Source organism: Paenibacillus montanisoli (genome assembly GCF_003268025.1).
In the GTDB taxonomy this organism is placed as follows: Bacteria; Bacillota; Bacilli; order Paenibacillales; family Paenibacillaceae; genus Paenibacillus_Z; species Paenibacillus_Z montanisoli.
The window spans coordinates 716,450-728,446 of record NZ_QLUW01000001.1 but is presented as its reverse complement, the minus strand read 5'-3'; the positions used below and the strand labels follow the sequence as shown (position 1 = coordinate 728,446).

At 47.9% G+C, this 11,997-nt stretch carries 10 protein-coding genes; 1 reads left to right on the top strand and 9 read right to left on the bottom strand.

What is annotated here, in order from left to right; genetic code table 11:
- Positions 1–29: 29 nt before the first annotated feature.
- From DL346_RS03220 to DL346_RS03190, 7 genes are all read right to left on the bottom strand, one after another.
- Positions 30–1,001 carry a Gfo/Idh/MocA family protein gene (locus tag DL346_RS03220; protein ID WP_112880628.1) on the bottom strand — a complete coding sequence of 324 codons (972 nt, stop codon included), beginning with the start codon at positions 999–1,001 and terminating at the stop codon, positions 30–32.
- A 22-nt stretch (positions 1,002–1,023) separates the two neighbouring features.
- Positions 1,024–3,945, bottom strand: coding sequence for a beta-galactosidase (locus DL346_RS03215; protein ID WP_165822352.1), 2,922 nt, complete (start codon positions 3,943–3,945; stop codon positions 1,024–1,026).
- Between the two features lie 91 nt (positions 3,946–4,036).
- Positions 4,037–5,635: an extracellular solute-binding protein gene (locus tag DL346_RS03210; protein ID WP_112880626.1), complete on the bottom strand. Its 1,599-nt coding sequence runs from the start codon at positions 5,633–5,635 to the stop codon at positions 4,037–4,039.
- A gap of 66 nt (positions 5,636–5,701) precedes the next feature.
- Complete coding sequence (locus DL346_RS03205) at positions 5,702–6,589, bottom strand: carbohydrate ABC transporter permease (protein ID WP_112880625.1); 888 nt, start codon at positions 6,587–6,589, stop codon at positions 5,702–5,704.
- 22 nt (positions 6,590–6,611) lie between these two features.
- The gene (locus tag DL346_RS03200; protein WP_112880624.1) at positions 6,612–7,571 is read right to left on the bottom strand and encodes an ABC transporter permease; all 960 of its coding nucleotides are present in this window, start codon (positions 7,569–7,571) and stop codon (positions 6,612–6,614) included.
- Between the two features lie 149 nt (positions 7,572–7,720).
- Positions 7,721–9,502 (bottom strand): MBL fold metallo-hydrolase, encoded by a 1,782-nt coding sequence (locus tag DL346_RS03195; protein WP_112880623.1) that lies wholly within the window; start codon positions 9,500–9,502, stop codon positions 7,721–7,723.
- 291 nt (positions 9,503–9,793) lie between these two features.
- Entirely contained in the window at positions 9,794–10,249 is a 456-nt protein-coding gene (locus tag DL346_RS03190) for an NUDIX domain-containing protein (RefSeq protein ID WP_112880622.1), read from the bottom strand.
- 138 nt (positions 10,250–10,387) lie between these two features.
- Here DL346_RS03190 and DL346_RS03185 point away from each other — a divergent pair, with 138 nt between their 5' ends.
- Positions 10,388–10,741: a VOC family protein gene (locus DL346_RS03185; protein ID WP_112880621.1), complete on the top strand. Its 354-nt coding sequence runs from the start codon at positions 10,388–10,390 to the stop codon at positions 10,739–10,741.
- A gap of 88 nt (positions 10,742–10,829) precedes the next feature.
- On the opposite strand, the gene DL346_RS03180 is transcribed toward DL346_RS03185, so the two are convergent.
- The gene (locus tag DL346_RS03180) at positions 10,830–11,192 is read right to left on the bottom strand and encodes a hypothetical protein (protein ID WP_133257477.1); all 363 of its coding nucleotides are present in this window, start codon (positions 11,190–11,192) and stop codon (positions 10,830–10,832) included.
- A 40-nt stretch (positions 11,193–11,232) separates the two neighbouring features.
- Positions 11,233–11,868, bottom strand: a complete 636-nt coding sequence (locus tag DL346_RS03175; protein ID WP_133257476.1) for a hypothetical protein — start codon at positions 11,866–11,868, stop codon at positions 11,233–11,235.
- Positions 11,869–11,997 lie beyond the last annotated feature (129 nt).

The window sequence follows — 11,997 nt, the reverse complement described above, 5'->3', positions numbered from 1 at the left end:
ATGCCTCCTTATAAAACTAGAAAATGGCTTTATGTTACGGACGCTTCTTTCCCGGAATAGTGAGATTCATATACACCTTCAATGACGGAAATAATGCTTTTGGCGTAAGCTCCCGAGCATTCCACCGGTTTCCTTCCTTCCATTGCGTCCGTCAAATCGATCAACTGCAGCACGAAAGGATCCTCTCCGGCGTCTACCGGAACTTTCGTATATTCATTACTCTCGCTTACCCAGACTTCCCAAGTTAATTGAATCATCCCCTTCGTAAAAACAAATTCCGTTACGTTGCACGGAACTCCGCTGCTATAGCCGGATTGCACGATCGTTGCGGGAATTCCGCTTTCCGTTTCCAGAAACACGACGCCGGCTCCTTCGATATCTCCCTTTGGCGCGTTAAAATCGATTTTCGACTTCACTTTCGCCACTCTACTGCCGGTGTACCACTGAATCTTGTCAATGGAGTGAGAGCCGAGATTCATCAAAATGCCGCCGCCTGACGTTTCTTTATTGAAAAACCAGTCCAACCGATCCTTGAAATAATCGGAACGCCTAGTATCGTTGATCATGACAAGCTCTCCGTATGAGCCTTGATCGATTAACTGCTTAACCAGCCTGTTGGCAGCTTCATAGTGGACCGTGTGGCCGACCATCAATGTGACGTTATTATCGTCGGCTGCCCGGATAATTTCCTCGCATTCTTCGACATTCAAGGCCATCGGCTTTTCCAGCAGCAAATGGCAGCCTTTGCCCGAGCAGTAAACAGAGGCTTCCTTATGCATATAAGGAGGCAGCGCGATGATCGCGATATCCGGCTTTTCCTTGTCGATCATTTCCTTGTAATCGAGGTATGGCGTTATTCCGAACTCCCGAGCCGCGCGATTGACCCTCTCCTCCATTACATCGGCAACGGCGACAAGATCGAGATGTTCGAGCCTCTTCGCCGCTTTCAAATGCGCCGTCGATATATTGCCGGCACCGAGCACCGCTACACGGTATCCCATTTTTTCAACCCCCTGCCCGTTTTCACTTCTTCTTCTGAAACCGCACGGATGGATCTTCCCGGAGCGAGAACAGCAGCGTCTGACCGTCTTTGATTTGTCCTGCCGCTTCCTTATAGTACTTCAGGGAACGCAACTCCCGAATCTCATGTATCGCGCGGTCCGTCTGAATGCGGTAATCCACCGTCCGTCCGCTCTCATTAACGAGGTAGACGAGATCGTCATGGCGCCGTCTAACGAGCCGCGCCTCCAAACCGGACACGCGCCGGCCGTCTTCATCTGTAACCTTGAGCGGACGGTCGATACCGGATTCCGTGAAAAAGCGGTCAACCAGCTCCGCTAACGAATCTTTCTCAGGCATGCCGGCCGCATACCAGACAACTCCGGACCCGATCGGAACCCGAACGAGCATCGGTTCGGATGACGGACCTTCGGCAATCGCCTCTCCGCCCGAGATGCTTAGTTCCTGGAAGACTCCGGACATCCTGAATGACCAAGGCGTCATTGTCGGATGGAACTTTGCGGCAGTGATTTTCCGGGCTGTACCGTATTGCACGTTGCGTTCCAAATTCTGATCGTATCTTTGCACAAATTCTCCAAAACCTTTGATTTCCGGCAGTTCCACTTTACTCACGGAAATCCCCCACCGCTTCAAGTAGTCCGCCGGGCGGTTATACTCGTCTCGAACCAGAGATTCAGGTAAAACAAGGATGTGTCCTCCACTGCGGACGAATCGGTCCAGCGCCTCGAAGACGGCTTCCGGCAAATGCTTTACGGCAGGGAGTATAATGCTTTTAAATCGGTCCGTCTTGCCGGCGAGCAGCTGTTTTTCACTGATAAACGTAATTCCTGCGTCAAGACAGCGCGCGGCGTCATAAGCTTCACGCAGCGCGGTCAGGAAAGGAGTCGATTTGGCGTTCATCAGCTCTGGCGGTACCTGCAGCATGTTCGTTTTCGAGTATAGAATTGCCGTCTCCTTCGGAATGTCCCAGAAGGCCGCGATCTCCTCGTTCAAACGCCTTACGTCGAGCGCGGTGCGCAAATGTTCGGCGACGAACTCAATATCCATGTTGCCGTGCATTGGCGCATTGAGCGTACTGTTCGGAAACTGCCTCGACGGCTGCTTCGGCCACCAAAACATCGAGAGAGTGCTCTTGCCGTGAAAATAATTAAGCAGCCATCTTGAACAGCGTCCGCCATGCTCCGGATCGACGATAGGCTTCGGCTTCTCGGACAGGGCGTGCAGTAAGTCGATGCTTAAAATGTCATTGCCTTCATGGAGAATGACATCGTCCACTTCATTAATGATCATTTCCTCGTCTATACCGGTAGTGCTGTTGAGCGGACTTATCATGCTGTGAGTGCCGCCGGCGCAGATCGGAATGACCGGATGCAGTTTGCGCACGGAATCGCGGGACCAGTGCAAGTGATCGGTGAAGCGGCGCGTATTCCAATCCGCCCAATCGAACCACGCCGCCCGGTTGGCATCCGGCTCCGGGCCGAATACGACTGTTCGAGGAGGTTCCGCTTCGTTGAAATCCTTATATTCGGTTCCCCATTTGTCATTCAAAGCACCGATGTTCCCGTGACGGTTCGAAAGCCACTCGCGGAAACGCCGCAAAGAATCCTCGCAATAACACATATAAGAAAGCTCGTATCCCAAAATGACATACATTAAAGAAGGATCGTTGCGCCAGTCGTCGGCATGTATCCGATTGTAGCTGTCAATGGCCTCAAGAATATGTTGATTTTCAAGACAAATGACCACATTTTCCTTGCGTCCTCCCATCGCCCATTGGTCCTTGATGAGATGGCCGCACCATCCGCGCCAGCCGACCCGTTCCGTACCGGGATAGTTATGGAACGCTTCGTACACCGGGGACCATTCGATGTCATACCTGGAACCGCCGCCGACGGCATAGATTTCAAGCTTATGCCGTTCGGGAGAGAAAAATTGCAGCAGCGTTCCCTCGTTGTGATAACTCATCGCGCATACTAAGGCGGGCTTGCCGGATGTATCCACAAAAGCCTTGCCTTCGATCTTAAGCGATTTGAAATCCGGAATCGGCTTGACCAATGGAATAGGAAGATTGGAATCGTCCTCATCGTCTTCATGCCGGAACGAAGAAAGAAGCCGTTCGAGATTGTACCGTTCCTCCCGCGCAAGAGACAGCGCTCCTGACAAATTGGAGCGCTTGGCTCGGGGAGAGAAGTGCCAAGCCAGATTAGGCCGCGATTTTAAAGCAATATCGGCAGTCACCAGCGCTACGCGCGCATACAGCGTCTGTTTGCCGTTGATTTCCGCAGTGTCGATAACATCCTGCAGCTTCTCCTTCTCCAAAGTCAATTCTCTATATAAACGAACAACATCTTCCGGTTCCCGGTAATTTTCTGGTTCATAGGTAAAACAGCTGATGTCCAAATGGCGCATCACGAGCACGGAATCCCCCGGGCGGGCATAGGCAATCCCGTCGATTTCTTCATGCTCCGGACTTAAACGCAGCGACGCGATCGAGATAGGCTGTTCCCCCTCCCCTGGCTCCGGGACACGGATCGCAACTCTGACCACTTGCCCCAAGTCCAGAATCCGGGTTCCTTGAGTTGTCTGGATCGGATCGATCCGAATGACCACATGCGTGATCCCTTCGCCGATCAACAAAGACTTGGGCCGTTCCACGTAATCGCCGAATTCAAGCTCCGGACTTTCGAGCGACAAGCCGTCGAATAGCTCGATTCCGCCCACAACCGCTCGATCCCATGGATTGTGCAGCGTGAATTGAAGCGAGCCGTATCCGCTCCAATTTTGCGGTAGCTGCTCCGTAACGATTCGTCCGCGAATGGCGGCTGACGCCCTTCCGTCGGGAAAACGTCCTTGTCCTCCCTCGATCCTGCCTTCCCAGCCTTCTCTATCCTTCAACGTAAAATCATCAAGCAAAAGACTAGCCATAATTGGCAAGACCTCCTCATTTCGCATGAAAAAAAATGGGGAATCCCCTTTCTTGACTAGAGGATTCCCGGGGCGAAGCGCTGCTTAATCGTTACGGCAACTGAAGGCTCTGTGTTCTGTTGTATGCATCGGTTTCGATCTTGATCATTTCGTCCAGTCCCAGCTTCTTGATTCCTTCGACATAGCTGTCCCACTCGCTCAGCGGTTTTTGGCCTAATATAAATTTGGTAATATTTTCTTCCATGTACTTATAGATGGCTTCGCCTTTAATGCTGCGCACCTCTGTTTCTTCCGGAGTATACGAAAGAGGCAACGTCTGGGGCGCTACGTATTTCATGCCTTCTTCAACGGCTGTTTTCGCTTCGGCGGACAAGAGAGCTACGTTCATATCATTATCAAAATCAGTATAGGTTCCCGGACTCTTTAACCCGTATTCCGCTGTAGCGGTTTTCAAGTCGGAAATCTCTTTAACGAATTGTTTTTTACCGTCTACGACATTAAAGGTTTTCCCTTCGATTCCCCAGCTTGCGGCCGTTTTTCCCTCATCGCCGTACAGCCAGTCAATGAATTTAATCGCGGCGTCTTTATTTTTGGAATTGCTGCTGACGGAAAGGCCTTCTCCGTAAAAGTAATACCCTTCGCTGTGAACCTGCGTGCCGTTAGGACCTTTTGGCGGCGCCATATGAGCCAGCGTGAACTCCGGATTTGTCTGCCGAACATTCGTATTGTACGTGTCCATGTTATTAATATAGCCGTTGTAGACGAAGGCTTTGCCGCTCGTGATCAAATCGTCGATCATCTTGCCGTCCATCGTCAGAAACTCTTGTGAAATCAGCTTCTCTTTGTACAGCTTATTCAAAAATACAAGCATTTCTTTAAAGCTGTCATCGATAGGACCGTATGCAACCGAATTGGTGTTCTTATTAAAATAATAGTCTAACGACGTGTCAAAATTGAGCGTTAAACTGTTCAAGTAATTCAATCCCCAGAATACCCAAGGAGTGCTGTCCGGATAAAGTTCCTTGAGCTTTTTCAGAGCGGAATAAAATTCATCGTAGTTTTGCGGAACCGGTATGTTATTTTTCTTGAAGATGTCCTCGCGGTACATATGGAAGTCTTGCAGTGCGGGAAATGCGTTCGCAGAAGGCGCACCGTACAATTGTCCGTCTGCGGCAAGCATACTTTTAATGACATCCGGATTCTCTTCGATGAATTTCGAGAAATTCGGCATTTCGCCGAGATGATCAAACAAATTGATTACCGCGCCTTCGGGGCCGTATTGCTTGAACATGCCGCCCATCCAAAATACGTCCGGCATATCGCCTGAGGCAACGATCAGCGGAATCGTTTCCCACCAATTTCCCTGAATCGGGTACCTTTTAAGCTTGACGTTCGCACCTTGCTCTAAAGAATCCCAAATCAACCATTTCTCATTAAACGGCCATGCCGGATGGTTTTGAACCATGATCGACAGTTCTGGAGCCGGGCCAGTATCTTCTGCAGGCGTTGCTTCTTCGGCGGTTGCTTCATCGGTGGTTGCTTCATCAGTGGCCGTTTCTGCTGCATTGTTCTCTTCAGCGACCTGTTGATTCTGTTCAGACTCTTCGTTTGCGGATTGATTGCCGGAGCATGCTGAGAATAAAGCCAAAATCATCGTACAAACCAATATCAAGGAAAATAGTCTTTTCATTTTGTATCCTCCCGATTGATGATTTAAGCAATGGATTGTTCAAGCAATGAGCACTTATGCAGTTTTCTAGCCTTTCACGGACCCCAGCATGACCCCCTTGACAAAATACTTTTGCAAGAACGGATAAAGCATAAGGATCGGCAGCGTCGCAAAGACAATTGCTGCGTATTTCAAAGACTCGAGAACTACATCTCCTCCACCCCCTCCAGAAGCTTTAGCCGCTAAATTGCTTCCGGTATGCACGCTTTGCACGCTGCCGGCGATAACCAAATCCCTTAAAACCACAGATAACGGGAACAGTTCTTGGCTCTTCAAATAAATAATCGGCTTATAAAAATCATTCCAAAGGCCAACGGCTACAAACAATCCGATTGCGGCAAATACCGGTTTGGACAAAGGGACGATAATACGGAAAAATAATTGAATATCGTTAAGGCCGTCGATTCTCCCGGCGTCTTCGATTTCTTCCGGTATCCCTTCGAAGAACGTTCGCATGACAAGTAAATTGAAGGTGTTCACTGCGCCTGGAAGCACGATCGCCCAGATCGTGTCCAGTAGTCCCAGTTGTTTTATAACCAGGTAGGAAGGGATCATTCCTCCGCTAAACAAGACCGTGAATATTAAAGCCAGCATAAGCTGTCTTCTGAAAATCATGTGTTTCTTGGACAAAGCGTAAGCTCCCATTGAGGTTAAAACCAGAGCAACAACCGTGCCCAGGGTTGCATATATAAAAGTGTTTCTATAGCCCCTAAGCAAAGAGGGATCGCTTAATACAAACTTATACCACTGGGTAGTAAAGCCTTTCGGCCAAAAAAACACTTCATTCTTAAGCACGTATACTTGGCTGCTTAACGATACGTTGATCATGTAAATGAAAGGATAGAGCATGATGAACATCAGACCCAACATGAACAAGGAATTGACGATTGTGAAGACGTCGATTTTCTTCTTCATTCCGCGAGATCTCCTTTCCCCGTTACCATAGGCTGACTTCTTTGAACTTGCGAGCCAAGAAGTTCGCGATATAAAGAAGCGCAAAGTTCAATATACCGTTAAACACGCCGATGGCGGTGGCAAAGCTGAAGTTGCCTTTTGTTAAACCGGTTCGGTACACGAAAGTCGCGATAATATCGGCTGTTTCGTAAGTAAGCGGGTTATAAAGCAAGAAAACCTTCTCGAAGCTTGTCGCAAATAACGAACCGATGTTCAGAATAAACAAGATGATAATTACGGGAACGATGGAGGGGAGCGTAACATAGATCATTTTTTTCCATCGGCTCGCTCCGTCGATTTCAGCCGTCTCGTACAGAGCCGGATCGACCGTCGTTAACGCCGCCAAATAGATGATGGTTCCCCAGCCGATACCTTGCCAGATTCCTGAAGAGATGAAGATAGTGCGGAAATAATCGGGGTTAATCAAAAAATAGATCGGTTCGAACCCTAATTTCTGAATCAATATATTGATAAGTCCGGCCGACGGGGAAAGAAACATGACGATCATGCTCACAATGATGACATTTGATACAAAATGAGGCAAATAGCTAACAGTCTGTACGATCCGTTTAAACGCGGAATTCCTAATTTCGTTAATCAAGAGAGCCAATATGATCGGTGCGGGAAAACCCCAAACAATACTGTAAAACCCTAATAGAAACGTGTTTCGCAGAAGCTTGAGAAAGTCCGGGCTTTGAAAAAACATCGTATAGTACTTCAACCCGACCCAATCGCTCGCCCATACCCCTTTAAACACGCTGTATTGCTTGAAGGAGATCAGAATGCCGAACATGGGCAAATACTCGAATAGCAAATAGTACAAGCCTGCCGGGAGAAACAAGAGAATCAAATATTTCGAATTGCGGACTTTTCTCGCAAAAGTATTTCGCCTCGTCTTGATCGATTGGTCAACTTGGATTCTTTCAATATTTGCTGTCGTCATACGCTAGGCGCTGCCTCCTTTGCTTTCAACTCGCGGATGTAGTCCTCCATTTTCACGGTTTGTTCTTTACATTCATTATATTGATAACGTTTTCAACCAGATATAAACTCTTTTTTACTTTCGTATACACTTATATAGAATTTATCTGGTTACAAAAACTCTCTTCTGTTCTTGACCTCAATCATAAACTCCGCGACTTCTCCGCATTTTTTTCCGTTTCTATCGATTTCAACCGTTACAACATATCTTCGATCCGTCTTCATTGTATCCGCCAGCACCAATGTAAAGGAAAGATCCGTTTTCGAATGAGGTCCGGCCGCGATTTCCCGGAAATGGCTCTCACAGGAGATTCCTTCCGGCAGGCAAAGATTAACATTAAAGCGAGAGGCGACCGGACTGTGGTTTTTTACTCTTAACCAGACCTTGACCTCTTCTCCGGGGGCTGCTTCCGCTATGTAAGGGTAAAAATACGCCCATCTACAATCAATGCCGTATAACGGCGGATCCTGGCTAACGATTTCATAAAGCTTTTCTTTCAGCGCAAGAGACCATTGAATATAACTGTCCAACATGGTTTCATTAACGGGGATTGCCCCATAGTGTCCGGTTGCGATGATCGACGGGTTCAACGACTTCATCTCGTGCGCAACCCTGATGAATCCTTCCGGATCGGGACTGTCTTTGAAAATTACGGGCGTGACCAGCTTACCGTCTTTCGTCGGCCAAATATTATCACCTGTAAACAAAACCTTCCGACCGTCGATTTCCACGAATAAACCCAAGGCATAATAAGTTTGGCCCGGATGGTGGTAAAAATAAAGATCATATTCGTTCCATCGGATATGATCCCCCGAAGAAACGATCCGGTCGGAATCCGTATTAGAGGGATGCAGCCCCGGCAATTTATACCGTTTCGGATTTTTTACAATATCGGCGACTTGATTCAGATTCCAAATTTCCACCTCTCTGAACAGTTCTTTCGAAGTCCAGGGATGAAATTGAGCTTCTGCCGCTCTTGCAATATGATCGATATGGTAATGAGTAAAAATGATGGCGTCTATCTTCTTCAATCCAAAGTTATCTTTCAACTGCACGATTTGTTCGTAATCGACATAGCCGTAATCGATCAAAATGCCGTGACCGCTTTCCGACATGATCAAATATGTCGTTTTGTCTACGTAGATTAAATGAGGAAGAACGCGATACAAATTCCCTGCAGGGTACGGGATTAGTTCGGGAATCATCATTCGTTCTAACGTTAAAGCCCTGGATCGCAGCAGTTCGATTCCTTCTTTGCCGTCATCCATTGCCTCGCCGTGCGAAGGGCAAAGCAGGTCGATGGTTAGTTTTGATAGTTTTTCTAAAGATTCGATCCATTTGTAAAAAAGTTTAGCCGGCAAATATTCCCATTGGAAATCAAAAATAGCATGAACCTTCCCCGGGGCTGAAATCAGATCGCCGCAGAAGACGATTTTCTCGCCGCCATTGTCCCATACTATGGAGATCGCGCCTCTTGAATCCCCCGGCGTGCTTATCGCTTGGAAGACATATTCTTCCCAGAGAATCGACTCGCCGTCCTCCAAACCCCGGACTGTAACGCTTGTTGTACGCGTAAATTCGATCGAATCGACTCTAGTGGTTACATACACCCTTAATCGATCCCAAAAATGTTCCGTATCTTCAAATAAATACCGCTCGTTCTCCGGTACGTAGATTACAGTCTCCGAATCAAGCAGATGGTCGCCGCCGCAAACATCGCGATGATGATTCGTATGAAGCACCATATCGATTCTTTGAACGCCAATCAAAGCAAGCTCTTGCAATATCGCGCCGCTGCCGAAATCGATGAGAACAGCCCTATCATGATGTTTAATCACATACACGCGGCAAGTATCCTCGTATACGAATAGATTTTCCCTGAGTTTACGCATGAATCGCGCCTCCCTGTCTAATGACGCTAGCTTAATTATATCGCTATCAATTTGAGCCCTAAAACAAACATGTCATTACTTTTGCATACCGTTTTTTACATGTTCCAAGGATGATAGACTCAGGCGTAGACTCGTTGCAATAGGACGCAAAAAAGAGGTGCGACCTGAGCGAGGCGGCCGGAACTGGCCTCTTAAGATATGGAAGACAACTTGGAGGCGAAACTAAATAACCAGCCGCCGGTTGATTTCCGACGACTGGCTGCTTAGACTTGCGCTATACGATTCGTTAGCTCAATTCGCATCCCCAATATAAAACGGTTTACTTTGGCCTCGCTGGATCATCTCGGCCAGCTTGCGGGGATAGATGCGTTTCTCGTGCAAGCGGTCGATCTGGATCCATTCCACGCCGATCTGGTCGGGGTCAGGATTGGAGCCTTGAAACTCGTCCGATCGGCTCAAGATCCTGCACTCAAAATAAAACTCGACCTGGTGCGCCGCGTAATCCCATTTGGCGAACTCGTGGTTCTTCCCGATGTACTCCCTGACCGATATCAAATCGCCTACTTCGACCACGCACCCGATCTCCTCGAGGCACTCTCTGGCTGCGGCTTCGCTCAGCACTTCCCATTTCTCCTGTCCGCCGCCGGGGAAGAGATAGTAAAAGCCTTGGTCATCCTTATTCTTGGTTAGGAGAAGCCGGTTGTTTTCAATGATGACGGCCTTAGCCGAGTTGCGGATTGGCTTCATCTTCGTACCTCCTATTTCACTCATATATTCACTTACATATGTATCAGATGATGTTATGAACGCGATTAGAAAATCCTTCTAGCCACATTACATACAATATAGTATGTTAAGTGTATAAAACAAATCGGAGGTGCCCCTATGAAGCTCAAAGAATCCGGTATCATCCTATTTACCGAGGATTATGAAACGGCATTGGCGTTTTACGTCAGCAATATGGGCTTACGCATTCGCGAACAGAAGGCTAATTTAACCGTCCTGGATTTCGGCGGCAGCTATTTGATGATTGAAGATCAAGGCGTTTCTTCCTCTGCCCCGAAGACGCGGTCACAGAATCCTACTGTGCTGCGGCTTGACGTGTATGATTTTGAAGACGCGGTTCACGAGCTGCGTGGCAGGGACGTTGACGTAGGCGTGTATGAGTTTTCATGGGGTACCATTGCAGTGATCGTCGACCCCGAAGGCAATAGAATCGAGCTAAAGAATGCAGACTAGCCGCTCATAAGTAGGCGGCTATCGTTGATTCGCTGACGGCAGCCGCCTGACGTTAAAAAGATTCCTACTGAATTAATTATAATTCGTATTACTTCCCGCCGACACTACGAATCTCAAGCACTCTCGTGATTTGGTTAAACCTTAACACATACCGGTTACCCGTTATCAAGCCAAAAAAGGCTGCCGTTGAGGCGCTCGTTGCAAAGCCGCTGCCGAATTCATTTTCCCCTGAGGCGAATGACCGAAGCTTCAGCTTTTTAACTCTCCCAGCCCTTATTGCCGTCAGAATGGAATTGTCTTGGGAGGGCAAATTCAATGCGTCATGCGTTCCGCCAGTGACGGCGAAAACGTCATTTCTGGTGACGGTCACACCTTCTAAGCCGAATGGCGCCGTTGTTCTAGTTCTTCTTAATATTATGGTTAATACATTCGTATCTTCATTAAACGTCAAAAAATATTACATCCAAGCTATATTCGTGATGGAAAAGAATCTATTTTCCCGGATTGATCCGTAGAATCGAGGTGTTCTGATTAAACTCCATGATGGCATTGCCTGCCCTTAACCCCAATTGTTCCGCGGTCTTGGGTGTAACTTGGACAAACGGCTCAAGGAAGATGTCAGTGCCGTTAATGATATGGAGGCTCTTCTTCTTTAAGCCATGCTGCAGCAGAAGCGTATCACCAATAATCCCGAGGGTAACACGGCCAATGGCGGATACAAAAATTTGGTTATTTCGAAGCGTAATGATCCTAGGCTCAGGGGCATTCGGATCCTCTACGACTTCGGTTCCGATTCTCAGGGGAAGCCTTGCTCTTGTAACCGGCTTTAGAAAGAAGCGCATCTCTCGCGTATTCGTATCGAACTCCACACGATAGCGCCGGTCATTCCTCAACTGAAGCTGCTCTGCTACATTGCGACCCACATTAATCGAGTGGTCGATGCATTCCCCGCCCTCTTCCTGCGTTAGATTGACTCTAGCGCTCATATTTCTTCTTCTCATGATGACAGGCCCGGAAGTAATAGCGGTTAATTGCGTGAAGGGTGCACCGCCGCACTCAACTAAAAGTCGTACCTCATTGGTCACGCGGCGGTTTACAATAACATCCAATATCCCCTTTAAAATCACTCTCCACCACACCCCTCGCACTAAATTTGAATTAATGTATGTGGGGGACACCTGTCTAGGTTTGGGTTATTGCCCTGCCCGATGTATGGAGTTCTCTCTATTTCCAAATCCCTTCCAGACGGTATTTAA

Coding starts and splice junctions, on each gene's coding strand:
- DL346_RS03200 (WP_112880624.1), bottom strand. CDS start 7,571: ATGACGACAGCAAATATTGAAAGAATCCAAGTTGACCAATCGATCAAG.
- DL346_RS03215 (WP_165822352.1), bottom strand. CDS start 3,945: ATGGCTAGTCTTTTGCTTGATGATTTTACGTTGAAGGATAGAGAAGGC.
- DL346_RS03205 (WP_112880625.1), bottom strand. CDS start 6,589: ATGAAGAAGAAAATCGACGTCTTCACAATCGTCAATTCCTTGTTCATG.
- DL346_RS03185 (WP_112880621.1), top strand. CDS start 10,388: ATGAAGCTCAAAGAATCCGGTATCATCCTATTTACCGAGGATTATGAA.
- DL346_RS03195 (WP_112880623.1), bottom strand. CDS start 9,502: ATGCGTAAACTCAGGGAAAATCTATTCGTATACGAGGATACTTGCCGC.
- DL346_RS03220 (WP_112880628.1), bottom strand. CDS start 1,001: ATGGGATACCGTGTAGCGGTGCTCGGTGCCGGCAATATATCGACGGCG.
- DL346_RS03210 (WP_112880626.1), bottom strand. CDS start 5,635: ATGAAAAGACTATTTTCCTTGATATTGGTTTGTACGATGATTTTGGCT.
- DL346_RS03190 (WP_112880622.1), bottom strand. CDS start 10,249: ATGAAGCCAATCCGCAACTCGGCTAAGGCCGTCATCATTGAAAACAAC.